Source organism: Microbacterium aurantiacum, assembly GCF_021654035.1.
Taxonomy (GTDB): Bacteria; Actinomycetota; Actinomycetes; order Actinomycetales; family Microbacteriaceae; genus Microbacterium; species Microbacterium aurantiacum.
Map to the genome: position 1 here is coordinate 314,120 of NZ_JAJPDW010000003.1, position 25,021 is coordinate 339,140.

The window sequence follows — 25,021 nt, forward strand, 5'->3', positions numbered from 1 at the left end:
TCGGCCCGGGCGGACGCGGCGCTCTACGATGGGAGGGGTGACCACCCGCTTGGAAGACCTGCCCCTGCGCGACGACCTCCGGGGGATGACACCGTACGGCGCCCCTCAGGCAGCCCTCCCCGTCGCGCTCAACGTCAACGAGAACACCCACCCGGTGCCGGAGGAGGTCGCGGACGACATCCTGGACGCGCTGGCGCTGGCGCTGAGCGAGGTCAACCGGTACCCGGACCGTGAGTTCACCGGTCTGCGCGAGGGGTTCGCGCAGTACCTCGGCCACGGCCTCGAAGCGGCCAACATCTGGGCCGCGAACGGGTCGAACGAGGTTCTCCAACACATGCTTCAGGCGTTCGGCGGGCCGGGTCGGCGCGCGTTCGGGTTCGCCCCCACCTACTCGATGTATCCGCTCCTCACGCGCGCGACGGGCGCGGAGTGGGTCGCCGGCAGACGTCGCGAGGACTTCACCGTCGATCCGGAGGATGCCGCTCGGCAGGTCGCCGACGCCGGGGCGGACGTCGTCTTCCTCTGCGCGCCGAACAACCCCACCGGCACGCCGATGGGCCTGGACGCCATCCGCGCGGTGTACGACGCCACGGATGGCGTCGTCATCGTCGACGAGGCCTATCAGGAGTTCGCCCCGCGGGAAGAGCCGTCCGCACTCACGCTGCTCCCCGGCCGCGAGCGGCTCGTGGTCTCGCGCACGATGAGCAAGGCCTTCGCCTTCGCGGGCGCGCGGGTCGGATATCTCGCGGCGGATCCCGCCGTCGTCGACGCGTTGCGCCTGGTGCGCCTTCCATACCACCTCAGCGCGCTCACGCAGGCGGCGGCGACCGCCGCGCTGCAGCACGCCCCGACTATGCTCCGGATGGTCGACGACATCGTCGCCCAGCGCGACCGCATCTCAGCGACGCTGCAGGCACTGGGATACCGCCCCTACGAATCCTGGACCAACTTCGTGCTCTTCGGCGGTGTCGACGATCCCCGCGCCGTCTGGGACGGGCTCTACGAGCGCGGCGTCCTCATCCGGGACGTCGGGATCCCGCACCACCTTCGTGTGACGGCGGGGACCGAGGAGGAGACGACGGCGTTCCTCGACGCGTTGGCCTCGGTAGGATCGGGCGCATGAGCGCCGCCCGTACCGCCTCCCTCTCGCGTGCGACCAGTGAGTCACGCGTCGAACTGGAGCTCGACCTCGACGGCACCGGCCGCAGCCGCATCCAGACGACCGTGCCGTTCTTCGACCACATGCTCACCGCGTTCGCGAAGCACTCCCTGACCGACCTCACGGTCCGGGCCGAGGGCGACACCGACATCGACGCGCACCACACGGTCGAGGACGTGTCGATCGTGCTGGGGCAGGCGATCCGCGAGGCGCTCGGCGACAAGTCCGGGATCGCGCGGTACGGTGATGCGCTCGTGCCGCTCGACGAGGCGCTCGCGCAGGCGGTCGTCGACATCAGCGGCCGACCCTACCTGGTCCACTCGGGCGAGCCCGTCGGATTCGAGCACCACCTCATCGGCGGGCACTTCACCGGTTCTCTCGTGCGGCACAGTTTCGAAGCGATCAGCGTCCACGCCGCCCTGACCGTCCACGTGCGCGTCCTCGGCGGCCGCGACCCCCATCACATCGCCGAGGCCGAGTACAAGGCCTTCGCGCGGGCGTTCCGCCAGGCGAAGGCCTTGGATCCCCTCGTCGAGGGCATCCCGAGCACGAAGGGTGCTCTGTGACAGAGGCGCCTCCCCGCCCGACCGTCGCCGTCCTGGACTACGGGTCGGGCAACGTCCACTCCGCCGTCAAGGCGCTGATCGCGGCAGGCGCCGATGCGCGGCTCACCTCGGATGCCGGGTTCGTCCGGGACGCGGACGGGCTCGTGGTGCCGGGCGTCGGGGCCTTCCACGCGGTGATGGCGGCGCTGCGCGCCCAGCGCGGAGACCAGCTCATCGAGCGCCGTCTCGCCGGGGGACGCCCGGTGCTCGGCATCTGTGTCGGGATGCAGGTCATGTTCGATCTCGGCGTCGAGCGCGGGAACGACACGGAGGGCCTCGGCGAATGGCCCGGGACCGTCACGCAGCTCGACGCGCCCGTCCTGCCCCACATGGGGTGGAACACCGTCACTCCGGGTGAGGGAACGGTGCTGTTCCGCGGCCTCGAGCAGGAGCGCTTCTACTTCGTGCACTCGTTCGCCGCTCAGAGCTGGCCCATGGTCCGCCAGGACCCTTTCCGCGAGCCCGTCCTCACGTGGAGCACCTACGGCTCCTCGTTCCTCGCCGCGGTCGAGAACGGGCCGCTGTCGGCCACGCAGTTCCACCCGGAGAAGTCGGGCGAGGCGGGCATCCGGCTGCTGTCCAATTGGATCGGCGGCCTCGCCGGGGCTACTCTCTGAGATCGTGCCCCGCAGCGGGTCCGTTCCCGCCCCACCCGTCACGCACGAGGAACCATGAACGATTTCGCGTCCACGCCCACGCTGACCCTTCTGCCCGCCGTCGACGTCGCCGACGGCAAGGCGGTTCGGCTGACGCAGGGGGAGGCCGGTACCGAGACCAGCTACGGCGACCCCATCGACGCCGCACACGAGTGGGCGCGCCAGGGCGCGCAGTGGATCCACCTCGTCGATCTCGACGCGGCGTTCGGTCGCGGCAACAACGCCTCCATCCTCCGCAAGGTGATCAAGTCCGTGCGGGGCGTCCAGGTCGAGCTGTCCGGCGGCATCCGTGACGATCGCACGCTGGAGGCGGCTCTGGAGAGCGGCGCCGCCCGCATCAACCTGGGCACGGCCGCGCTCGAGAACCCGGAGTGGGCCGCGGATGTCATCGGTCGCTACGGAGACGTCATCGCCGTCGGCCTCGACGTGCGCGGCACGACGCTCGCCGCACGGGGATGGACCCGCGAAGGCGGAGACCTGTGGACCGTCCTGGACCGGCTCGAAGACGCCGGATGCAGTCGGTACGTCGTCACCGACGTGACCAAGGACGGCACCCTTCAGGGGCCGAACCTCGAGCTCCTGCGCGAACTCACCGCGCGCACCCCGAAGCCGGTCGTCGCCTCCGGCGGCGTGTCGAACCTCGATGACATCGCCGCACTCCGCGAGCTCGTCCCGCTGGGCGTCGAGGGTGCCATCGTCGGCAAGGCGCTGTACGCCGGGGCGTTCACCCTGGCAGAGGCCCTGGATGTCGCCGGGCGCTGACGGAGCACATCCCGCCGATTCGGCGGGAGTCCCCTGGGAGGGGCGGGAGTTCCGAGCGAATCCGCACGCGGCGGATGACGGCTCTGCGGATCCCGCGCTCCTTGAAGCCCTGCGCCGCTTCCACGCGGGGGAGGGTTCACCCGACGAGGTGATCCAGGCCTATCGCGCCGCGCGCCTGCTCATCCCGCTCGTGGCGGAGAAAGGCGAGGAGGGGGTCGGTCCGCACGGACTGGCCGTCGACAAGACCCAGGAGCTGTCGATCGTGACGGTCGCGGCTCCCGATGGTCGACGCGTCCTCCCGGTGTTCTCGAGCGTCACCGCGATGCAGAAGTGGGACGCCTCCGCACGTCCGGTGCCGGCGGAGGGAGTGCGGACGGCCCTGGCCGCCGTGCAGGACGGAACCGATTTGATCGTGCTGGATCCCACCTCGCCCACCGAGTTCGTCGTGCGGCGCCCGGCGGTCTGGGCCATCGCCCGCGGCGAGGAGTGGGAACCGAGCTACGCGTCCCCGGAGGTCTTCGCCGGTCTTCAGGAGAGCGTCGGCGGTGAGCTGGCGGTCCTCGATCTCTCGGTCGCCCCGGGTGACCCCGCCGGAACGCTCCGCGGGCCGGAGCTCGTCGTGCGCCTCGAGCTCATCGCCGGGCTGGACAGCGCCGAGCTCGACACGGTCCTGAAGAGGCTCGCCGCACGCTGGGCGGCCGACGACCGGATCGCGACCCTCGTCGATTCGCTCTCCGTCGCGCTCGTCCGTGGTGCCTGAGACCGATCAGGTGACGGGGCCGGTCCACTTCTCGCCCGGGCCCTTGCCGATCGGGTCCGGGATCGCGGACGCCTCGCGGAAAGCGAGTTGAAGCGAACGCAGACCGTCGCGCAGCGAGCGGGCGTGCATGTCGCTGATCTCCGGAGCGCCCGCGGTGATCAAGCCCGCCAGCGCGTTGATGAGCTTGCGCGCTTCGTCGAGGTCGATCTGCTGCGCGGGGTCGTCGGCGAGGCCGACCTTCACGGCGGCGGCGCTCATCAGGTGCACGGATGTCGTCGTGATGACCTCGACGGCGGGGACATCGGCGATGTCGCGCGTGGCAGAGGCGGCGTGGCGCTCCTGCTCCTCCCACTGCGCGTGTCGGTCGTCGGCGGGGCTCGGAATCGTGGTCACGTCGTTCTCTCTGCTAGACTTCAGCGGGCTCCGGGGCATCCTGCTCCGGAACGAAAGAGGATTTGATCCCACCCGCGCTTGCCGCTCCAGGCTACCGGGTCATGCACTCCGCCTCGGATGTCTCGTCAGAGGTCGTCCCTCATCGGGTTCGGGTGCGAGAAAGCCGGCGCCGGTGCGCCGTGCGGGTGGAAGCGAACTCCTCTTTCCGCCGCGAGGACACTCGCGGTGGCTGTCACCCGTCACGTCAGAGGAGTTCCGCATCAGCGATCCCCGCACCAATGAGCGCATTCGCGTGCCCGAGGTCCGACTCGTCGGTCCCGGCGGCGAACAGGTCGGCGTCGTCCGCATCGAAGTCGCCATGCGACTGGCTCAGGAGGCCGATCTCGACCTGGTCGAGGTGGCGCCCAACTCCAAGCCGCCCGTCGTCAAGATCATGGACTACGGGAAGTTCAAGTACGAGGCCGCTCAGAAGGCCAAGGAAGCGCGTCGCAACCAGGCGAACACGGTCCTCAAAGAGGTCCGGTTCCGTCTGAAGATCGAGGCGCACGACTACATCACCAAGCTCAAGCGCGCGGAGGGCTTCCTCCAGGCCGGCGACAAGGTCAAGGCGATGATCCTCTTCCGCGGTCGCGAGCAGTCGCGTCCGGAGCAGGGCGTGCGTCTGCTGCGCAAGTTCGCCGAGGACGTCGCGGAGTTCGGCACCGTCGAGTCGAACCCGACCATCGACGGCCGCAACATGGTGATGGTGGTCGCCCCGCACAAGAACAAGTCCGAGGTCAAGACGGAGCAGAACGCCCAGCGTGCGGCGAACAAGGAAGCGGCGCGCTCCGCGCGGCATGCGGACGACGACGTCGACGACGCCGCCACGGACGACGACGAATAGGCCCCCAGACTCCCGCACCGCGGGACCCAGACTCCCGCCCGCGCGGGATGCGATAACGAAGGAAGAACAGATGCCGAAGCAGAAGACCCACTCGGGTGCCAAGAAGCGCTTCAAGCTGACCGGGAGCGGAAAGCTGATGAAGCAGCAGGCCGGTATGCGCCACAACCTCGAGGGCAAGTCGTCGCGCCGGACGCGCCGTCTGAACCAGGAGCAGGTTCTGGCCCCGGGCGACGCCAAGGTCGCCAAGAAGCTCCTCGGCCACTGAGCGCTTTCGCACGATAGGAAACAGAAGAAATGGCAAGAGTAAAGCGGGCGGTCAACGCCCACAAGAAGCGTCGCGTCATCCTCGAACGCGCCTCCGGCTACCGCGGGCAGCGCTCGCGTCTGTACCGCAAGGCCAAGGAGCAGGTCACGCACTCGCTGGTCTACGCGTACCGTGACCGTCGTAAGCGCAAGGGCGACTTCCGTCGCCTGTGGATCCAGCGCATCAACGCCGCGAGCCGCCAGAACGGTCTGACCTACAACCGCTTCATGCAGGGCCTCGGCCTCGCGGGCGTGCAGGTCGACCGTCGCATGCTCGCCGAGCTCGCGGTCAACGAGCCGGCGACCTTCGCCTCGCTCGTCGCGACGGCCAAGGCGGCTCTCCCGGAGAACGTCAACGCCCCCAAGGGTGCGTGAGCGGCATCCGCTGACAGAACGGGCGCTTCCCCTCGGGGAGGCGCCCGTTCTCCTGTTCCGGGCGGTGTCGGATGCCGGCGCCCACGGTCCCTAGGATGAGAGACGTGCTGGAGAATCCGCGATCGCCGCGCGTACGCGCCGTCGCGAAGCTGACCAAGCGGCCCGCGCGCGCGGAGACCGGGCTGTTCCTCCTCGAAGGACCGCAGGCCGCGCGCGAAGCACTCACGCACCGCCCCGACATCGTGGTCGAGGTCTTCGCGACTCCGTCCGCGCTGGAGCGGCACGCCGACATCCGCGCTGCCGCCGACGCGGCGGGTGTCGAGGTGGTGCTCGCGACCGAAAGCGTGGTCGACGCGATGGCAGACACCGTCACCCCGCAGGGGATCGTCGCCGTCGCTCGGCAGGCCCCGACATCCGTGCGGGACATCTTCGCCGGAACGCCCCGACTCGTCGCCATCTGCGAGGAGGTCCGCGACCCCGGCAATCTCGGGACCATCATCCGCGCAGCCGACGCCGCCGGCGCGGACGCCGTCGTCCTCACCGGCCGAACCGTCGATCCCTACAACCCCAAGGTGGTGCGCTCCACCACGGGCTCTCTGTTCCACCTCCCCGTCGCCGTCGGTGTGGACCTGGCCGATGCGGTCCGGCGGGCACGCGCGACCGGCGTGCGCGTCATCGCCGCGGACGTCGGGGGAGGGGACTTCCTGGGTGCGCGCGATCTCCTCGCCGAACCGACCGCCTGGCTCTTCGGAAACGAGGCCCGCGGTCTCGAGGATGAGGCGCTCGCGCTCGCCGATCTCTCCCTGCGTCTGCCGATCTACGGGTCGGCGGAGTCGTTGAACCTCGCCACCGCCGCGAGCGTCTGCCTCTATGAGAGCGCATTCGCGCAGCGCGCCGCGCGCTGATCCGCGTCCGGTCTGTCCGCCGTGCATCACGGCCCGGTAAAGGTTGGTGTGGATAACCTGCGTGAGCGTTGAGGTGTGCCTAAGCTTGCCGGATGACCAGCTCAGCGGACGAAAGCGCCCCCGCGACGTCGAACATCTCGGTGCGGCGCGGTGAGCCGCTCGTGGTCGTGGAGCACGTCGACAAGCACTTCGGCGAGCTGCACGTCCTCCAGGACATCAACACGGTGGTCAACCGAGGGGAGGTCGTCGTCGTGATCGGGCCCTCGGGATCCGGAAAATCGACCCTCTGCCGCGCGATCAATCGCCTCGAGACGATCGACTCCGGCTCGATCTCGATCGACGGCGTCCCGCTGCCCGAGGAGGGGGCGGGACTGGCGCGTCTTCGCGCCGACGTCGGCATGGTATTCCAGTCGTTCAATCTCTTCGCGCACAAGACGGTCCTCGAGAACGTGACCCTCGGGCCGATCAAAGTGCGGAAGATGTCGAAGAAGGACGCCGAGACCGAGGCGATGCGGCTCCTCGAGCGTGTCGGCGTCGCCAATCAGGCCAAGAAGATGCCGGCGCAGCTCTCCGGCGGTCAGCAGCAGCGTGTGGCGATCGCCCGTTCCCTCGCGATGAACCCGAAGGTCATCCTCATGGATGAGCCGACGAGTGCGCTCGACCCCGAGATGATCAACGAAGTACTCGACGTCATGATCGGACTCGCGTCGGATGGAATGACGATGATCGTCGTGACCCACGAGATGGGCTTCGCGCGGAAGGCCGCCGATCGCGTGCTCTTCATGGCCGACGGCGCGATCGTCGAGGAGGCTACGCCCGAACAGTTCTTCACGAACCCACAGAGCGCGAGGGCGCAGGACTTCCTGTCCAAGATCCTCGAGCACTGACGCAGACCCGGGCACCACGAGTGCGCCGGACCCGGAGGAGAGTCGCCACGCGCGACCGCACACAGCAAAGGACGAAGACATGAAGCGAACGAGAATTCCCCTGATTGCCCTTGCGGCCGCGAGCGCGCTCGCCCTCTCGGCGTGCGCGGGTGGCACCGACGACGCCGGGGGCGATACCAGCGCGCCGCCCGTCGAAGAGGTCACCTTCGAAGAGGGCACGACGATGGCGGAGCTCGCCGACGCCGGCACGATCACGATCGGCACCAAGTTCGACCAGCCCCTGTTCGGCCTCATGGGCCCGTCGGGTACTCCCGAAGGCTTCGACGTCGAGATCGGCAAGATCATCGCGGCGCAGCTCGGCATCTCGGAGGACAACATCGAGTGGGTCGAGACCGTTTCGGCGAACCGCGAGCCTTTCATCGAGAACGGCCAGGTCGATATCGTCATCGCCACCTACACGATCAACGACACCCGTAAGGAAGTCGTCTCCTTCGCCGGCCCGTACTACATGGCGGGTCAGTCGATCCTCGTCCTCGCCGACAACGAAGACATCCAGAGCGAGGAGGACCTCGTCGGTCAGCCGGTGTGCTCGGTCACTGGTTCCACGCCTGCGGAGAACCTCGCCGAGCTCGGTGCGGAACCTGTCCTGACCGACACGTACTCGAATTGCCTCGAGCCGCTGCGGACCGGTGCCGTGGTGGCGGTGTCGACGGACAACGTGATCCTCGCCGGTCTCGCCGCGCAGAACGAGGGGGAGTTCAAGGTCGTGGGTGAGCCGTTCACGGATGAGCCCTACGGCATCGGTCTCGCGCTCGATGACACCGACTTCCGCATGTGGATCAACGACGTGCTCGAAGCGTCCTACGAGGACGGCACCTACGAGGCGGCGTGGAACAGCACGGCCGGCACGATCCTGCCGTTCGTCGACCCGCCGGCACCGGACCGCTACTGATATCGGGGATGCCTCGAGCCGGTGCCCTGCGCCGGCTCGAGGCATCCGACGTCTCGTTGACGTGAGAGAGGAGGGGAAATGGAGCAGTACCTCAGTCTGTGGCCCACATTCTGGGAGGGCTTCCGAGTCACGCTGCTGTTGTTGGCCGTGTCGGGTGTGCTCTCGCTGATCCTCGGCACGATCATCGCGGCGTTGCGCATCTCGCCCATCGGGTCTTTGCGCCTGTTCGCCGCGTTCTGGACGGAGATCGCGCGCAACACCCCACTCACCCTGGTCTTCTTCTTCTTCGCGGTCGTCGTTCCCTTCCTGGGAGTGCGGGTGCCGTACATCCCGCTCGCCATCGCTGCCCTGGCCTATTACACGTCCCCGTTCGTGGCGGAGGCGTTGCGCTCCGGCATCAACGGGGTTCCGGTGGGACAGGCCGAGGCGGCCCGCAGCATCGGTCTCGGCTTCGGCCAGACGGTGTCGCTCGTCGTCCTGCCGCAGGCATTCCGCATGACGATTCCGCCGCTGATCAATGTGTTCATCGCCCTCACGAAGAACACCTCGGTCGCGGGCGGCTTCTTCGTGGTCGAGCTGTTCGCCGCTACCCGGGCGCTTGCGAACGGGAACGGGAACATGGTCATCCCCATCCTTCTCACCGCCGCCGCTCTGTACCTGGCCGTCACCATTCCGCTCGGGCTCCTGGCGGGACAGATCGAGCGACGGGTGGTGGTGCAGCGATGAGCGCTCCCAGCGTCCTCTTCGACGCGCCCGGTCCGCGGGCTCGCCGGCTCTCCCGCATCGCATCGATCGTCGGTGCCGTCGTCATCCTGGGTGCGCTCTCCTGGCTGATCTGGATCCTCGCCACGCCACGCGTGTCCGGCGGGGTTCCGGTGCCGGCGATCCTCGATCCGGTGCGGTGGGACATCTTCGCGGACCCCGAGGTGTGGGGCGCGATCGGCCGCGGCGTCGTCGCGACCCTGCAGGCCGCGGCCGTCGCGGCCGTCGGTGCGATCGTGCTCGGCGTCGCCCTCTCCCTCATGCGCAGTTCGACCGTTGCGTGGGTGCGACTCCCGACCGCGTGGCTCATCGAGTTCCTCCGCGGCATGCCGGTGCTGCTGATGATGCTGTTCATCCTCCTGGTCGCCTCGACGGGTGCTTTCTGGGCGGTCGTGATCGCCCTCATCCTTTACAACGGGACACTGATCGGCGAGGCGCTGCGTGCAGGTTTGGCCGCGTTGCCACGGGGACAGCGGGAGGCGGCGCTGAGCGTCGGGATGCGCGACTTCCAGTCCAAGATGCTCGTGGAGTTCCCTCAGGCATTCCGACAGATGCTCCCGATCATCGTCGCCCAGCTCGTCGTGCTTCTGAAGGACACCTCGCTCGGATTCATCGTCGGCTACAACGAGATCATCCGCACGATGATGTACAACCTGGCCAGCTTCTACGGCAACCGTTACCTGTTCTCCTTGTTCTTCGTGTGCCTCGCGATCTACCTCGTGATCAACCTGTTGCTGTCGTGGTTCGCTCGGTGGCTTTCCCGGCGCACGGCGAGCGGTGGGCGGAGAGCGAAGCCGCAGGCGCCGTCACCCGGGCTCGCCGACCCCACGTCCGCGATCCGTCTGGCGGACGCTCAGGTGCCGGATCGTCGCCTCGGTGGCGGCGACGCCGAGCACTGAATGGACGCGTCGGTCCGGTCGCGTCGGTAGACTCGCTTCTCGTGTCTGAAGCGCGCGAGAATCCGTCAGCCGCCCCTTCCGCCATCACACCCGAGGCGGTGGATGCCGCGGTCGAGGCCGCGCTGGCGGCTGTCGCCGGCGCCGGTGACACCTCCGCCCTGAAGGCTGCCCGCTCCGCCCATGCGGCCGAGGGCTCCGCGCTCGCGACGTTGAACGCCGAGCTGCGAAACGTCCCTGCCGATCAGAAGGCCGCGCTCGGCAAGCTCGTCGGCCAGGCGCGTGGGCGCGTGTCCTCCGCGTTCGCCGCGCGCGAGAAGGAGCTCGCCGAGGCCGAGACGGCCGCGGCGCTCGAGGCCGAGCGCGTGGACATCACCGCGCTCGCCGGCCGCGCACGCGTCGGGGCACGGCATCCGCTCACGCTCCTCCAGGAGCAGATCGGCGACATCTTCGTCGGCATGGGGTGGGAGGTCGCCGAGGGACCCGAGCTCGAACACGAGTGGTACAACTTCGACGCGCTGAACCTCGACCCGGATCACCCGGCGCGTCAGATGCAGGACACCTTCTACGTCGACCCGGTCGAACGGCACCTGGTGCTTCGCACCCAGACGTCTCCCGTCCAGATGCGGACGATGCTCACCCGTGAGCTGCCGGTCTACGTGATCTCGCCCGGCCGGGTGTACCGCACCGACGAGTTCGACGCGACCCACCTGCCGGTCTTCAGCCAGTTCGAGGGCCTCGTGATCGACAAGGGCATCACGATGGCCCATCTCAAGGGCACCCTCGACCACGTCGCTCGGGCCCTGTTCGGCGCCGAGGCGAAGACCCGGTTCCGGGCCAACTACTTCCCGTTCACGGAGCCGTCCGCCGAGCTCGACCTGTGGCACCCCACCTTCACCGGCGGTGCGCGGTGGATCGAGTGGGGCGGCTGCGGCATGGTCAACCCGAATGTCCTCCGCGCGGCGGGCATCGACCCGGAGGAGTACTCCGGGTTCGCGTTCGGCATGGGGATCGAGCGGACCCTGATGTTCCGCAGCGACGTCAAAGACATGCGCGACATGGCCGAGGGCGATGTCCGCTTCAGCGAGCAGTTCGGAATGGTGGTCTGATGCGCGTCCCGCTCTCATGGCTTCGCGAGTTCGTCGACGTCCCGGCGTCGGCCACCGGCGAAGAGGTGCTCGCCGATCTCGTCCGGGTCGGGTTCGAAGAGGAGGAGGTCCTCGGCTTCGGGCTCACCGGGCCGATCGTCGTGGGCGAGGTCCGCGAGTTCGTCGAGGAGCCCCAGTCCAACGGCAAGACGATCCGCTGGTGTCAGGTCGACGTCGGCGAGGCCCTCGGTGGCGTCCGCGGCATCGTCTGCGGCGCCCGCAACTTCTTCGCCGGTGACAAGGTCGTCGTCACCCTCCCCGGCGCGGTCCTTCCGGGGCCGTTCCCGATCGCCGCGCGCAAGACCTACGGGCACGTGTCCGACGGCATGATCGCGTCGGCCAAGGAGCTGGGTCTCGGCGACGAGCACTCCGGCATCCTCCGCCTGGTCGATCTCGGGATCGACGCCCCCGTCGGCACCGACGCCATCGCGCTGCTCGGCCTCGACGACGTCGCGGTGGACGTGAACGTCACGCCTGACCGCGGGTACGCGCTGTCGATCCGCGGGATCGCGCGGGAGTACTCCCACGCCACCGGTGCGGCGTTCCGTGACCCCGGCGCGAAGGTCTGGGGCGAGGTGAACCTGCACGACGAGACCGCCTTCGCGGTGGCGGTGGAGGACGACGCGCCCATCCGCGGCCGAGTGGGTGCGTCCGAGTTCGTGGCGCGCATCGTCCGGGACGTCGACCCGACCAAGCCGACCCCGCCCTGGATGATCGCACGGCTGACGCTCGCCGGCATCCGGTCGCTCGGCATCCTGATCGACATCACCAACTACGTCATGATCGAGCTCGGGCAGCCGATCCACGGCTACGACCTCGACCGGCTTCAGGGCGGCATCACCGTGCGCCGCGCCGCTGCGGGCGAGACGCTGCAGACCCTCGACGGCAAGACGCGGACGCTGCATCCCGAAGACCTGCTGATCACGGACGCGTCGGGCCCGATCGGCCTGGCGGGGGTGATGGGCGGCGGGACGACCGAGATGACGGACGCGACGCGGAACGTGCTCATCGAAGCGGCGACGTTCGACACCGTCACGATCGCGCGTACGGCTCGACGACACAAGCTCCCCAGCGAAGCATCGCGTCGGTTCGAGCGCGGCGTCGACCCCGCGATCGCGTTCGTCGCTGCCGCCCGGGTCGCCGAGCTCATGGAGCGCTACGCCGGCGGGACGGACACCCGTGCCGGTGGGGCGATCAACGCCACCCGGGCCGAAACGATGATCGAGCTGCCGCGGGACTTCGTCTCGGGCCTCATCGGGGTGGACTACACCGCCGACGAGATCGTCTCCTCGCTGGAGATGATCGGGGCCACGGTGCGTGAGACGCCCGCCGGCTGGGTCGTGGCGGCGCCGTCCTGGCGACCGGATCTCACCGACAAGTGGACGCTGGCCGAGGAGGTCGCCCGGATCACGGGGTATGACCGCATCCCCTCGGTCCTGCCGATCCCCCCGGCCGGACGCGGTTTCACCGCGGCTCAGCAGGGGCGTCGGCGCGTCGCGAACGCGCTCGCCGCGGCCGGGTACGTCGAGACGCCGTCGTTCCCGTTCGTCGCCGAGGCCGACAATCGGCTCCACGGCTCGGCCGGGGGAGGAGAGGTCGCGTCGGTGCGACTCGCGAACCCGTTGGACGGACAGCACCCGTTCCTCCGCCGCTCGCTCGTTCCCGGTCTGCTGCAGGTCGCGCACCGCAACGTCTCGCGGGGCCTGCTGGACCTGGCGCTGTTCGAGTCCGGAGTGGTCTTCCGCCCCGCCATCGGGCAGGCCTACGGCACCCCCTTCGTTCCGCCGCTGGCGGTTCGACCGGATGCCGCGACGCTCGCCGAGCTCGATGCGGCCATCCCGCCGCAGCCTCGCCACATCGCGGTCCTCGTCACCGGCAACCGCGTCGCCAAGCAGCCGGGCGCACCGGCCGAGTCGTTCGAGCTCCTCGACGTCCTCGACGCCGTCCGCACGATCGCCGGTGCCGCCGGTGTGCGCATCGACGTCTCCCAGACGCAGCGCGCGGCTCTTCATCCCGGGCGCGCCGGTGCGCTGTCGGTGAACGGCGTCGAGGTCGGCTACGTCGGGGAGGTCCTCCCGACCATCGCGGCGGCGGCGGACCTGCCGGGACGCGTGTACGTCGCCGAACTCGACCTCGACCGCGTACTGGATGCCGCGCGGACGGTGACGGCCGTGACGCTGTCGGGCTACCCGGCCGCGACCCAGGACGTCTCGCTCGTGGTCGCCGAAGATGTCGCGGCGGCGACGCTCCGCGATGCGCTCGTCGAGGGCGCCGGCCCGCTGTTGGAGGCCGTGCGGCTCGTCGACGACTATCGCGGCGCAGGCGTGCCCGAGGGCAGCAAGAGCCTCACCTTCGCGCTCCGGTTCCGCGCGCCCGACCGCACGCTGACCGCGGCCGAGGCGACGGAGGCCAAGCTCGCCGGCGTCGCGCGCGCGCAAGAGCGGTGCGGCGCCTCGATCCGAGACTGACCGCGTCCTTCCCGCGGGGAAGGACGCGCCGGGTCCGCCCCGCCGATTTGGTGTGGCGGACCCGGCCTCGATATCGTCTCGGCATGCCCACCGCCGCATCGGGAACCTGCTCCGCGCTTTCGCGCGTCGTTCCCGCGCGCCGACGCCGCGACGGACGCCGACTCTAGGCGACGCCGCGTTCCACCCGTCGCCGGGTGCCGACGGGGTCGTCGCCGCTCCCGGCCCGCCGCGCTCGCCGCGGCATCCGACTCTCTAAGGTGGAACCCATGACGTATTCGGTCGCCGTCTCCGGCGCATCGGGCTATGCCGGCGGCGAGATCCTGCGCCTTCTCGCAGCGCATCCCGACGTCGAGATCCGCACCGTGACCGCGCACTCGAACGCGGGGTCCCCGCTCATCGAGCATCAGCCGCACCTGCGCTCGCTCGCGCATCTCGATCTGCAGCCGACCACCCCCGACGTGCTCGCCGGGCACGATGTCGTCGTCCTCGCCCTCCCGCACGGCCAGTCCGGCGCGATCACGGAGTCGCTGTCGGATGCCGCGCTCGTCATCGACGCGGGCGCGGATCATCGGCTGCAGTCGGGCGCGGACTGGGATCGGTTCTACGGCGGCGACTTCCACGAGCCGTGGGCCTACGGCGTCCCCGAGCTCCCCGTGCGGGGCGGGAAGCAGCGGGAGCACCTGGTCGGTGCGCGCCGGATCGCCGCCCCGGGGTGCAACGCCTCGACCGTGAGCCTGAGCCTCGCGCCGGGCGTCGCCGCCGGCGTCATCGACCCGCGCGACATCGTCTCCGTCCTCGCGGTGGGACCCTCGGGCGCCGGGAAGTCGCTGAAGACGAATCTGCTCGCCTCCGAGATCCTCGGCTCGGCGAATCCCTATGCCGTCGGCGGCACCCACCGGCACATCCCCGAGATCCGCCAGGCGCTCGCCGCCGCGTCGCCGTCCCCGGTCGGCGCGAACGCGGACGAGGGCATCCGGATCTCGTTCACGCCGGTCCTGGTCCCGATGTCGCGCGGCATCCTCGCCACCTCGTCCGCGCCGATCGTCCCCGGGGTGACCGATGCGCAGATCCGCGCGGCGTGGGAGGACGCCTACGCCGAGGAGACGTTCGTCACCCTGCTCCCCGACGGGGTGTTCCCGCGTACGGCGGACGTCGTCGGGGCGAACACCGCCCTGCTCGGTCTCGCCATCGACCGACCCGCGGGTCGGGTGACCGTCGTCGCCGCCGTCGACAACCTCGTCAAGGGCACCGCGGGCGCCGCGGTGCAGTCCATGAACATCGCGCTGGGGCTCCCCGAGGGCACCGCGCTGACCGTGAACGGAGTCGCCCCGTGAGCGTCACCGCACCCCGAGGGTTCGAGGCGGCCGGTGTCGCCGCGGGTTTGAAGTCCACCGGCGCGAAAGACGTGGCGGTCGTGGTCAATCGTGGTCCGCTGAAGGTCGGCGCCGCGGTGTTCACATCCAACCGCGCCAAGGCGAATCCCATCCTCTGGTCGCAGCAGGCGATCGCCGACGGCGTCGTCGAGGCTGTCGTGCTCAATTCCGGTGGCGCGAACTGCTTCACGGGCAGCTTCGGCTTCCAGACCACGCACCAGACTGCGGAGAAGGCCGCCGAGCTGCTCGGCGTCGGTGCCGGCGATGTCCAGGTGTGCTCGACCGGTCTGATCGGCACGGGTGACGAGGTCTTCCGCGCGAAGGTCCTCGCCGGGACGGAGGCCGCGATCGCCGGCCTCGACCGCGACGGCGGGGTCGCGGCATCCGAGGCGATCATGACCACCGACTCCCGGGCCAAGCGCGCCGTCCACGAGGGTGCGGGCTGGGCGATCGGCGGAATGGCGAAGGGTGCGGGCATGCTCGCGCCGGGGCTGGCCACGATGCTCGTGGTGCTCACCACCGACGCGGTGCTGGACTCCGCGCAGGCGGATGCGGCGCTGCGCACGGCGACCCGACGCAGCTTCGACCGTCTCGACTCGGACGGCTGCATGTCGACCAACGACCAGGTGACCCTGCTTGTGAGCGGAGCGAGCGGCGTCACCCCTAGCCCGGACGAGTTCACCGCCGCCCTCGCTGCGGTGTGCCTCGACCTCGCGGAGCAGCTGCAGGGGGATGCCGAGGGTGCCGCCCACGACATCACCATCGAGGTGCGCCACGCCGCCTCCGAGGACGACGCGGTCGAGGTGGGGCGCTCGGTCGCCCGCAACAACCTCTTCAAGGCCGCGATCTTCGGCAACGACCCTAACTGGGGCCGCGTGCTCGCCGCGATCGGAACGACCGATGCGACCTTCGACCCCTACGACGTGGACGTCTGGATGAACGGCGTGCGCGTGTGCACCGCGGGCGGACCCGACCGTCCTCGCGAGGACGTCGACCTCACCCCGCGCGCGACCGACATCGTGATCGACCTCAAGGTCGGCGACGAGACCGCGACCATCCTCACCAACGACCTCACGCACGACTACGTCCACGAGAACAGCGCGTACTCCTCATGACCGATCTCCAAGACACCGATCCCGCCGAGGCGAGCGCACGCGCGACGACCCTCATCGAATCCCTTCCGTGGCTGCGTCGCTTCCGCGACCAGATCGTGGTGGTCAAGTACGGCGGCAACGCCATGGTGAGCGAAGAGCTCCAGGACGCCTTCGCCGCCGACATCGCCTACCTCCGCTACGTCGGCGTCAAGCCCGTCGTCGTGCACGGCGGTGGACCGCAGATCTCCTCGATGCTGGATCGCCTGGCGATCCCGAGCGAGTTCAAGGGCGGCTACCGCGTGACCTCGACCGAGGCGATCAGCGTCGTGCGCATGGTCCTGACCGGTCAGATCAACCCGCAGCTGGTCGGGAAGATCAACGCGCACGGTCCCGTGGCCACGGGGCTGTCGGGCGAGGACGCCGGGCTCTTCGGCGGACGGCGTCGCGGCGTCGTGATCGAGGGGGTCGAGCACGACCTCGGTCGTGTCGGCGACGTGGTGGAGGTCGATCCGCGCCCGATCCACGATCAGCTCGATGCCGGTCGCATCCCGGTCGTCTCGAGCATCGCCCCCGATCTCGACCACCCGGGGCACTCGCTGAACGTCAACGCGGATGCGGCGGCATCGGCCCTCGCGGTGGCACTCGGTGCGGCGAAGCTCGTCGTCCTCACCGACGTCCCCGGGCTCTACGCCGACTGGCCGCGCCGCGACTCGCTGGTCTCGCACCTGACCTCGACCGAGCTGACGGCGATGATGCCGCGGCTGGAATCGGGCATGATCCCGAAGATGACGGCGTGTCTGGAAGCGGTCGAGGGGGGCGTCGAGACCGCCGCCATCATCGACGGCCGGGTGCCGCACTCGGTTCTGGTGGAGCTGTTCACCAGCAAGGGAATCGGAACAGAGGTGGTGCGCGGATGACGTGGCAGGACGATGCGGGACGGGACCTGGTCCGCAGCTTCGGACCCCGGATGGCGATGTTCGTCCGAGGGGAGGGGGCCTACGTGTGGGACGCGGACGGCCGCCGGTACCTCGACTTCCTCGCGGGCATCGCCGTCAACTCCCTCGGCCACGCCCACCCGGTGTTCGTCGAGGCGCTCACCCGGCAGGCGGCGACCCTCGCCCACGTCTCCAATTACTTCGCCACCCCGCCCCAGCTCGAGCTCGCGGCACGCCTGAAGCGCCTCGCCGGAACGGGGGATGAGGGGCGCGTCTACTTCGCCAACTCCGGGGCGGAGGCCAACGAGGCGGCCTTCAAGCTCGCGCGCCTGCACGGCGGTGCCGATCGTCCGCGGATCCTGGCGCTGACGGATGCCTTCCACGGACGCACGATGGGAACCCTCGCGCTCACCGGGAAGCCGGCGATGCAGGAGCCGTTCCTGCCCATGACCCCCGGGGTGGAGTTCCTCCCCTCGACGATCGCCGCCCTCGAGGCCGCCGTCGACGACCGCGTCGCCGCCCTCATCGTCGAGCCGATCAAGGGCGAAGCCGGGGTCGTGGACCTGCCGGAGGGATACCTCGCCGCGGCGCGCGAGATCACCGCCCGCCACGGCGCGCTGCTCATCGTCGATGAGATCCAGACGGGTGCGGGACGGACGGGGGAGTGGTTCGCCTTCCAGCACGAGGGCATCACCCCGGATGCCGTCACCGTCGCCAAGGGCATCGGGGGAGGATTCCCGATCGGCGCGCTCATCACCTTCGGCTCCGCCAGCGACCTGTTCTACCCGGGCACGCACGGGTCGACCTTCGGCGGGAACGCCCTCGGCACCGCCGTCGCCTCGGCCGTCCTCGCCGAGATCGAACGCGCCGACCTCGTCGCGGCGGCATCGGCCCGAGGGGCGCAGATCCGCGACGGCGTGGAGGCCCTCGGCTCGGAGCTGGTGTCGGGAACCCGCGGGCGCGGGCTGCTGATCGGCATCGCCCTGACCCGGCCGGTGGCCAAGGCGGTCGTCGCCGCGGCCGCTGAGCACGGTCTCGTCATCAACGCGCCGAACGACGACACGATCCGCGTGGTCCCGCCGCTGACGATCGGCGACATCGAGGTCGACGAGTTCCTCGCGCTCTTCGCCGCATCCCTGCGCACGGTGCAGGACGCGCTCCTGCTCGACGGCTCCCCGCATCCCGCATCCCCCTCGGAGGTTCCCGCATGACCCGCCATCTGCTCCGCGACGACGATCTGACCCCGGCCGAGCAGGCCGAGATCCTCGAGCTCGCCCTGGAGCTGAAGAAGGATCGCTGGAAGCTCAAGCCCCTCGAAGGACCGCAGACCGTCGCGGTCATCTTCGACAAGTCCTCCACGCGGACCCGGGTCTCCTTCGCGGTCGGCATCGCCGACCTCGGCGGGACGCCGTTGATCATCTCGACGGCCAACAGCCAGCTCGGCGGCAAGGAGACCCCCTCCGACACCGCCCGGGTGCTGGAGCGCCAGGTCGCCGCGATCGTCTGGCGCACGTACGCCCAGTCGGGTCTCGAGGAGATGGCGCGCGAGACGCGGGTGCCGGTCGTGAACGCGCTCAGCGACGACTTCCACCCCTGCCAGCTGCTCGCGGATCTTCTGACGATCACCGAACACAAGGGCGCGCTCGCCGGACTCACGCTCGCCTTCTTCGGCGACGGGATGTCGAACATGGCGCACTCGTACGTCCTGGCGGGGGTGACGGCGGGCATGCACGTGCGCGTCGCCTCGCCGGAGGACTACGCGCCCCGCGCCGATGTGATCGCCGATGCGGACCGCCGCGCCACCGAGACCGGCGGGTCCGTGACGCTGTTCACGGACCCGATCGAGGCGGCCGCCGGGGCGGACGTGATCGTCACCGACACGTGGGTGTCGATGGGCAAGGAGGAGGAGAAGCTCGCCCGCCTGCGCGATCTCGGCCAATACAAGGTGACGGGGGAGCTGATGCAGCTCGCCCAGGATGACGCGATCTTCATCCACTGCCTTCCCGCCGATCGCGGCTACGAGGTCGACGCGGCCGTCATCGACGGTCCGCAGAGCGTGGTCTGGGATGAGGCCGAGAACCGGCTGCACGCCCAGAAGGCGCTGCTGGTGTGGCTTCTGCGCCAGAGCGCCGCGTGACGGTCGCCGCGAACGTCTCGCGGCTCAACGCCCGCGGTCGCGTCACCGGGCTCGACCTCGCGCGCGGGCTCGCGGTCGTGGGGATGCTCGCGGCCCACCTCCTGGTCATCTCCGACGCCTTCGTCTTCGCCGAGCCGGACACTTGGGTCGCCGTGGTCGACGGGCGCTCGTCCATCCTGTTCGCGACGCTCGCGGGGGTGTCGATCGGTCTCATGACCGGCGGGTCCGTGCCCCCGCGCGGCACCGACCTCACCTCGGCCCGCGTGCGCATCGCGATCCGCGCCGGGATCCTCTGGGTCATCGGCATCCTGCTCATCCTCACCGGCGTCCCGGTCTACGTCATCCTCCCCGCCTACGCGATCCTGTTCCTGATGACGCTGCCCGTCCTGACATGGGGCGCGCGCCGGCTGGCGGTCCTTGCCGCGATCCTGGGCGTGGTGATGCCTCTGCTCCAGGTGCTCCTCGACGAGCTTCCGATCTGGTCGACTCCGCTCGGCGGCGACCTCTCGCTCGCCGTCGGATGGAACTACCCCTTCCCGACCTGGATCGCCTTCGTGCTGGCCGGGCTCGCGGTTGCGCGGGCGGACGTCCGTGCGACGGCGGTTCAGCTCCGCGTCCTCGCGGTGGGGGTCGCTCTGGCCCTCGTCGGCTACGGAGCCGACGCCGCCACGGGATACGGACCCGCAGCCGAGCAGGGGGGATGGTGGCCCGGGGTGTGGACCGCCCGCCCGCACTCGTCCGGCCTCCTCGAGGTCATCGGATCCGGGGGGTTCGCCCTCGCCGTCATCGCCGCCGCTGTGCTGCTCTGCCGTGTCACCGCGGTGATGTGGATCGTCCTCCCTTTGCGTGCGGTCGGCGCGATGCCGCTCACCGCGTACACGGTCCAGCTCGTCGTGTGGGCGCTCATCGCCGCCGTCGTCCTGGGAGACCCGAGCGACCTGTCGGGGTTCCGGGCGCTGGAGCCGTTCTGGCCCATGACCCTCGGGATCATCGTCCTCTGCACCTTCTGGGCGCTGTTCGTCGGACGCGGTCCGCTCGAGGGGCTGCTCGACCGCGCCTCCGGTGGGAGTCGAGCGCGCCGATAGGCTGGTGCGGTGAACGAGACCACGGCCGACGGAACCAACGAGGGCGCGCTCTGGGGCGCCCGCTTCGCCTCCGGACCCTCGCCGGAGCTGGCGGCGCTGAGCCGCTCGACCCACTTCGACTGGGACCTGGCCCTGTACGACATCGCCGGTTCTCGCGCTCATGCCGTGGCCCTGCACGACGCGGGGTATCTCAGCGATGACGAGCTCGCCGAGATGCGTGCGGGGCTGGATCGTCTCGCCGCCCGCATCTCGGACGGTTCGCTCCAGCCGGCGGAGGCCGACGAGGATGTCCACGGTGCTCTGGAACAGGCGCTGATCGCCGAGGTCGGTCCCGCGGTCGGGGGCAAGCTCCGGGCCGGCCGCAGTCGGAACGACCAGATCGCCACGCTGGTGCGGATGTTCCTCATCGATCACTCCCGGACCATCGCGCGCGACATCCTGGGGCTCATCGACGCCCTCGTCGCGCAGGCGGAGGCGCACCCCGACGCGATCCTTCCCGGTCGCACCCACCTTCAGCACGCGCAGCCCGTGCTGCTCGCCCATCACCTCCAGGCCCACGCGTGGCCGCTGGTGCGCGACCTCGAGCGGCTCCGGGACTGGACGGTGCGCGCGCGGGTGTCGCCGTACGGAGGCGGGGCGCTCGCCGGATCTTCGCTCGGGCTCGATCCCGTGCTCGTGGCGAGGGAGCTCGGTCTCGGCGACCCGGCCGAGAACTCCATCGACGGCACGTCCGCTCGGGACGTCGTGGCCGAGTTCGCGTTCATCGCGGCGATGATCGGCATCGACCTTTCCCGGTTCGCCGAGGAGATCATCCTCTGGAACACGCGGGAGTTCGGCTTCGTCACGCTGCACGACGGCTACTCGACGGGGTCGAGCATCATGCCGCAGAAGAAGAACCCCGACATCGCCGAACTCGCCCGTGGGAAGTCGGGCCGCCTCATCGGCAACCTCACCGGACTCCTCGCGACCCTCAAGGCGCTGCCGCTGGCCTACAACCGCGATCTGCAGGAGGACAAGGAGCCGGTGTTCGATTCGGTGCGGACCCTCGAGACCGTGCTGCCCGCGTTCACCGGGATGGTCGCGACGCTCACCTTCGACACCGCGCGCATGGCGGAGCTCGCCCCGCAGGGCTTCTCCCTCGCGACGGATGTCGCCGAGTGGCTCGTGACGCAGGGCGTGCCGTTCCGCGAGGCGCACGAGATCTCCGGGTCACTGGTGCGGGCCTGCGAGGAGCGCGGGATCGGACTGGAGGAGGCAACCGACGACGTCCTGCAGGCGGTGTCCGCCCAACTGCGTCCGGAGGTCCGCTCCGTGCTCACCGTGGAGGGCTCCGTGGCGAGTCGCGCCGGCACAGGTGGCACGGCGCCGACGCGCGTGGCCGAGCAGAGGGCTGCGCTGGTGCATCGGGCGCAGGAGACGTTCCACGCGCTCGGCCTCTGAGTGAGAATCAGTGATTAGCTGATATTTCTCGAATATCAGCGATAAACTGATGATATGCCCGTCGTTCTGACCGCCGACATCGTCGGCTCGCGCCGTCTGCCCGACCGTGCCGGTGCGCAGCGCGCGATCGAGGACACGATCGCGCGGGTGTCCGCGGAGATCCCGGATGCGGTGGCCGCGCCGATCGCGACGACCACCGGTGATGAGCTCCAGGGCGAGCTGGTGTCGGTCGAGGCGGCCCTGTCGTTCACGCTGCTCGTCCGGCTCGCGCTCCCCGAGGGGGTCGACCTGCGCTTCGGGATCGGCGTCGGCGACACGGTGCGTGTGCCGTCCGCCGGCGGTGACATCGCCGAGGGGTCGGCCTGGTGGGCGGCCCGCGAAGCGATCGACGCCGTCGATGCCCGCGCGCGCCGGGCCGTCCCGAGCGCGCGGACGGCGATCGCGGCCGCCCCCTCGGAGTCGCCCTCCGTCCACCAGGTGATCCGGATGGCGTCGGCATACCTGCTCGCGCGCGACGAAGTGGTCACGGCGATGTCGGACCGTGCCCGTCGCCTGACCTTCGGTCGATGCGTGGGCAGGACGCAAAGAGAGTTGGCGGGGGAGGAATCGATCACGCAATCGGCGGTGTCGCAAGCCCTTGCCGCAGCGGGATCTGCGTCCCTCGTGGAGGGCTACCGGCGGCTGCGCACAGGGTGGTGATTCACCACATCGCGAGCCGGATCAGCGCGCCGACGACGCTCGCCCAGAGGAGGCTGGCCAGGGTGCCGATGATGAAGCGTTCGCGCGCTTCGGCCGCCGCGAGCTCGGAGAAGCGACCGATGCCCTTCACGGCGACGACGACGGCGATCGCCTCCGGATAGCCGGCGATCACGGCGATGACCACCGCCAGTCGCTCCAGATAGCCGATCGTCGTCCCCCCGCGGAGCAGGGCGACGGCATCCGGCTCGTCCTGCGCGCCGTCGGCCCGGGGCGGGGCGACGAGGATGCCGCCGTCCCGCGTCTCGCGGACGCGTCCGCCGGTCGCCAGCTCCAGCACCTGCCGGGTGATCGGGTTGCCGCCCACCACGGCCACGGCCACGGCGAGGAGTGCGAGCATCGCGCCCATGAGCGTCGGGACGCCGACGGGGGAGACGGCGACCACCACGGTCGCCGAGACGACGAGCCCCGTGGCGACCGCGAGCGGCACCGTCGACGGGCGGCGCAGCGAGACCACGCAGAGCGCGAGGGCCGTCGCGAGGGCGAGGAAGACCAGGATCGACACGGCGGCCATCCACAGCGGCTCGGGCAGGAAGAGGGCCATGGGGGCAGTGTGCCACCGACCGCGGACGGCGCAGGGTCGCCGCGCCCCGCTGATAGCGTGGAAAGCGTGTCTGAAACCGTCGTGAGCGCCCTCGCGCCCGCCAACGACCCGACGTTCGACAACGTCTGGGATGAGCTGGTGTGGCGTGGCCTGGTGCATGTGTCCACAGATCAGGAGGCGCTGCGCGCCCTTCTCGGCGGGGATCCGATCACGTATTACTGCGGCTTCGATCCGACCGCCCCGAGCCTGCATCTCGGGAACCTCGTGCAGCTCCTGGTGATGCGTCGTCTCCAGCTCGCGGGCCACCGTCCTCTCGGGCTCGTCGGAGGATCGACGGGTCTGATCGGCGATCCGCGACCGTCTTCGGAGCGCACGCTCAACACGCGCGAGACCGTCGAGGAGTGGGTGAGCTCCCTGCGTGCCCAGGTGGAGCGGTTCCTGAGCTTCGAGGGCGACAATGCCGCGCGCATCGTCAACAACCTCGACTGGACGGCCCCGCTGTCCGCGATCGACTTCCTCCGGGAGGTCGGGAAGCACTACCGCGTCGGGACGATGCTCAAGAAGGACGCGGTGGCGGCACGCCTGAACTCCGATGCGGGCATCAGCTACACCGAGTTCAGCTACCAGATCCTGCAGGGAATGGACTTCCTCGAACTGCACCGCGCCTACGGCTGCGTCCTGCAGACGGGGGGCAGTGACCAATGGGGCAACCTCACCAGCGGGACGGATCTGATCCACCGCGTGGAGGGCGTGTCGGTGCACGCGATCGGCACGCCGCTGATCACGAACAGCGACGGCACGAAGTTCGGCAAGAGCGAGGGCAACGCGGTCTGGCTGGACGCCCGCATGTGCAGCCCGTACCGGATGTACCAGTTCTGGCTCAACACCGATGACGCGGACGTGATCTCGCGCCTGAAGATCTTCACGTTCCTCACGCGCGAGGAGATCGTCGCCTACGAACGCGCGGTCGCGGACGAGCCCTTCCGGAGGGCGGCGCAGAAGCGTCTCGCGCTCGAGGTCACCGCTTTCGTGCACGGAGAGGATGCCGCGCGGTCGGTGATCGCCGCGTCGGAGGCTCTGTTCGGTCGAGGAGATCTGACGGCGCTCGATGCGGACGTGCTCCGCTCGGCGCTGGAGGAACTGCCCCACGCGACGGTGTCGCCCGGGACGACGGTCGTGCAGGCGCTCGTGCAGGCCGGACTGGTCTCGAGCATGGGCGAAGCGCGGCGCGCGATCACCCAGGGGGGAGTCTCCGTCGACGGCGAGAAGGTCACGTCCGAGGACGCGGTGATCATCGCGTCCTTGCCCGGCGACGCCGCGGTCCTCCGTCGCGGGAAGAAGACTCTCGCCGGCGTCTTCGTCCGCGGAAATCCGGGCGACACGCCCGGGATGGACGCGTGATTTGCCGGGTCGCCGGATCCCACGTAAGTTATTACTTGTTCGCCCCACAGGGAAGAGCGAAGGCCGAAAGGCCCGGCCCCCTCAAGCGGTAGAGCATCCCCCTCCTCCAGATCTTGCCACTTCGGTGGCGTGTGTGTAGGATGGGGAGCCGGTTCACACGGACCGAGTCAGGGACCACTGTTCCATCTTTGGAGCGAAGCGCCGACTCGTTGTATGTGATCGGAACAAGAGAAGCTGCTTCATGGTGACGACCGAGAGGTCCGATCGTGAACGCATCCGATCCTTGAGAACTCAACAGCGTGCACTTGTCAAATGCCAAATTATCCTCGTCGGTCTTCGGAC

26 protein-coding genes are annotated in these 25,021 nt (G+C 69.8%); 24 read left to right on the forward strand and 2 right to left on the reverse strand.

What is annotated here, in order from left to right; translation table 11 throughout:
• The first annotated feature begins 28 nt into the window (after nt 1-28).
• Genes LTL01_RS09775 through LTL01_RS09795 form a run of 5 tightly spaced genes read left to right on the forward strand, consistent with a single transcriptional unit; the run spans nt 29 to nt 3,942 of the window.
• Entirely contained in the window at nt 29-1,123 is a 1,095-nt protein-coding gene (locus tag LTL01_RS09775; RefSeq protein WP_236968407.1) for a histidinol-phosphate transaminase, read from the forward strand.
• On the forward strand, nt 1,120-1,725 hold the full coding sequence (gene hisB, locus LTL01_RS09780; RefSeq protein WP_053547537.1) for an imidazoleglycerol-phosphate dehydratase HisB: 606 nt from the start codon (nt 1,120-1,122) through the stop codon (nt 1,723-1,725). The genes LTL01_RS09775 and hisB overlap by 4 nt, the downstream gene beginning before the upstream one ends.
• A complete protein-coding gene (hisH, locus tag LTL01_RS09785) occupies nt 1,722-2,381 on the forward strand; it encodes an imidazole glycerol phosphate synthase subunit HisH (RefSeq protein WP_053547536.1) in 660 nt (219 codons plus the stop codon). The genes hisB and hisH overlap by 4 nt, the downstream gene beginning before the upstream one ends.
• Nucleotides 2,382-2,435: 54 nt before the next feature.
• Nucleotides 2,436-3,182, forward strand: coding sequence for a bifunctional 1-(5-phosphoribosyl)-5-((5-phosphoribosylamino)methylideneamino)imidazole-4-carboxamide isomerase/phosphoribosylanthranilate isomerase PriA (gene priA, locus LTL01_RS09790; protein ID WP_053547535.1), 747 nt, complete (start codon nt 2,436-2,438; stop codon nt 3,180-3,182).
• Nucleotides 3,166-3,942, forward strand: a complete 777-nt coding sequence (locus LTL01_RS09795) for an SseB family protein (protein WP_236968408.1) — start codon at nt 3,166-3,168, stop codon at nt 3,940-3,942. Before priA ends, LTL01_RS09795 begins: the two co-directional genes overlap by 17 nt.
• 6 nt (nt 3,943-3,948) lie before the next feature.
• On the opposite strand, the gene LTL01_RS09800 is transcribed toward LTL01_RS09795, so the two are convergent.
• Nucleotides 3,949-4,335, reverse strand: coding sequence for a DUF1844 domain-containing protein (locus LTL01_RS09800; RefSeq protein WP_053547533.1), 387 nt, complete (start codon nt 4,333-4,335; stop codon nt 3,949-3,951).
• A gap of 259 nt (nt 4,336-4,594) precedes the next feature.
• On the opposite strand from LTL01_RS09800, the gene infC reads away from it, so the two are divergent.
• The 18 genes from infC (at nt 4,595) to LTL01_RS09890 (ending at nt 22,677) form a co-directional block, all read left to right on the forward strand.
• Nucleotides 4,595-5,218, forward strand: a complete 624-nt coding sequence (gene infC / locus LTL01_RS09805; protein ID WP_372461333.1) for a translation initiation factor IF-3 — start codon at nt 4,595-4,597, stop codon at nt 5,216-5,218.
• A 70-nt stretch (nt 5,219-5,288) separates the two neighbouring features.
• Complete coding sequence (gene rpmI / locus LTL01_RS09810; protein WP_053547532.1) at nt 5,289-5,483, forward strand: 50S ribosomal protein L35; 195 nt, start codon at nt 5,289-5,291, stop codon at nt 5,481-5,483.
• Between the two features lie 29 nt (nt 5,484-5,512).
• Nucleotides 5,513-5,896, forward strand: a complete 384-nt coding sequence (rplT, locus tag LTL01_RS09815) for a 50S ribosomal protein L20 (RefSeq protein WP_053547531.1) — start codon at nt 5,513-5,515, stop codon at nt 5,894-5,896.
• Between the two features lie 104 nt (nt 5,897-6,000).
• Nucleotides 6,001-6,801 (forward strand): TrmH family RNA methyltransferase, encoded by an 801-nt coding sequence (locus tag LTL01_RS09820; RefSeq protein WP_053547530.1) that lies wholly within the window; start codon nt 6,001-6,003, stop codon nt 6,799-6,801.
• A gap of 92 nt (nt 6,802-6,893) precedes the next feature.
• The gene (locus LTL01_RS09825; protein WP_053547529.1) at nt 6,894-7,688 is read left to right on the forward strand and encodes an amino acid ABC transporter ATP-binding protein; all 795 of its coding nucleotides are present in this window, start codon (nt 6,894-6,896) and stop codon (nt 7,686-7,688) included.
• A 79-nt stretch (nt 7,689-7,767) separates the two neighbouring features.
• Nucleotides 7,768-8,640, forward strand: coding sequence for a glutamate ABC transporter substrate-binding protein (locus LTL01_RS09830; RefSeq protein WP_053547528.1), 873 nt, complete (start codon nt 7,768-7,770; stop codon nt 8,638-8,640).
• Nucleotides 8,641-8,718: 78 nt separating this feature from the next.
• On the forward strand, nt 8,719-9,366 hold the full coding sequence (locus LTL01_RS09835; protein WP_236968409.1) for an amino acid ABC transporter permease: 648 nt from the start codon (nt 8,719-8,721) through the stop codon (nt 9,364-9,366).
• Nucleotides 9,363-10,301, forward strand: coding sequence for an amino acid ABC transporter permease (locus LTL01_RS09840; protein ID WP_236968410.1), 939 nt, complete (start codon nt 9,363-9,365; stop codon nt 10,299-10,301). Before LTL01_RS09835 ends, LTL01_RS09840 begins: the two co-directional genes overlap by 4 nt.
• Nucleotides 10,302-10,342: 41 nt before the next feature.
• The gene (pheS, locus tag LTL01_RS09845; RefSeq protein ID WP_236968411.1) at nt 10,343-11,407 is read left to right on the forward strand and encodes a phenylalanine--tRNA ligase subunit alpha; all 1,065 of its coding nucleotides are present in this window, start codon (nt 10,343-10,345) and stop codon (nt 11,405-11,407) included.
• Nucleotides 11,407-13,914 (forward strand): phenylalanine--tRNA ligase subunit beta, encoded by a 2,508-nt coding sequence (pheT, locus tag LTL01_RS09850; protein WP_236968412.1) that lies wholly within the window; start codon nt 11,407-11,409, stop codon nt 13,912-13,914. The genes pheS and pheT overlap by 1 nt, the downstream gene beginning before the upstream one ends.
• Nucleotides 13,915-14,180: 266 nt before the next feature.
• Nucleotides 14,181-15,248 carry an N-acetyl-gamma-glutamyl-phosphate reductase gene (argC, locus tag LTL01_RS09855; RefSeq protein ID WP_236968413.1) on the forward strand — a complete coding sequence of 356 codons (1,068 nt, stop codon included), beginning with the start codon at nt 14,181-14,183 and terminating at the stop codon, nt 15,246-15,248.
• Nucleotides 15,245-16,402: a bifunctional glutamate N-acetyltransferase/amino-acid acetyltransferase ArgJ gene (gene argJ / locus LTL01_RS09860; RefSeq protein ID WP_236968414.1), complete on the forward strand. Its 1,158-nt coding sequence runs from the start codon at nt 15,245-15,247 to the stop codon at nt 16,400-16,402. Before argC ends, argJ begins: the two co-directional genes overlap by 4 nt.
• Complete coding sequence (argB, locus tag LTL01_RS09865) at nt 16,399-17,298, forward strand: acetylglutamate kinase (protein ID WP_053547521.1); 900 nt, start codon at nt 16,399-16,401, stop codon at nt 17,296-17,298. The genes argJ and argB overlap by 4 nt, the downstream gene beginning before the upstream one ends.
• A complete protein-coding gene (locus LTL01_RS09870; RefSeq protein WP_053547520.1) occupies nt 17,295-18,527 on the forward strand; it encodes an acetylornithine transaminase in 1,233 nt (410 codons plus the stop codon). Before argB ends, LTL01_RS09870 begins: the two co-directional genes overlap by 4 nt.
• Nucleotides 18,524-19,453: an ornithine carbamoyltransferase gene (gene argF, locus LTL01_RS09875; protein WP_053547519.1), complete on the forward strand. Its 930-nt coding sequence runs from the start codon at nt 18,524-18,526 to the stop codon at nt 19,451-19,453. The genes LTL01_RS09870 and argF overlap by 4 nt, the downstream gene beginning before the upstream one ends.
• The gene (locus LTL01_RS14870; RefSeq protein ID WP_236968415.1) at nt 19,426-20,538 is read left to right on the forward strand and encodes a heparan-alpha-glucosaminide N-acetyltransferase domain-containing protein; all 1,113 of its coding nucleotides are present in this window, start codon (nt 19,426-19,428) and stop codon (nt 20,536-20,538) included. The genes argF and LTL01_RS14870 overlap by 28 nt, the downstream gene beginning before the upstream one ends.
• 9 nt (nt 20,539-20,547) lie before the next feature.
• A complete protein-coding gene (gene argH, locus LTL01_RS09885) occupies nt 20,548-21,978 on the forward strand; it encodes an argininosuccinate lyase (RefSeq protein WP_053547517.1) in 1,431 nt (476 codons plus the stop codon).
• A gap of 54 nt (nt 21,979-22,032) precedes the next feature.
• Nucleotides 22,033-22,677 (forward strand): SatD family protein, encoded by a 645-nt coding sequence (locus tag LTL01_RS09890; RefSeq protein WP_236968416.1) that lies wholly within the window; start codon nt 22,033-22,035, stop codon nt 22,675-22,677.
• Between the two features lies 1 nt (nt 22,678).
• Here LTL01_RS09890 and LTL01_RS09895 read toward each other — a convergent pair whose 3' ends face one another.
• Nucleotides 22,679-23,278, reverse strand: coding sequence for a hypothetical protein (locus tag LTL01_RS09895; protein ID WP_236968417.1), 600 nt, complete (start codon nt 23,276-23,278; stop codon nt 22,679-22,681).
• 57 nt (nt 23,279-23,335) lie between these two features.
• On the opposite strand from LTL01_RS09895, the gene tyrS reads away from it, so the two are divergent.
• A complete protein-coding gene (gene tyrS / locus LTL01_RS09900; RefSeq protein WP_236968418.1) occupies nt 23,336-24,679 on the forward strand; it encodes a tyrosine--tRNA ligase in 1,344 nt (447 codons plus the stop codon).
• The last annotated feature ends 342 nt before the right edge of the window (nt 24,680-25,021 follow it).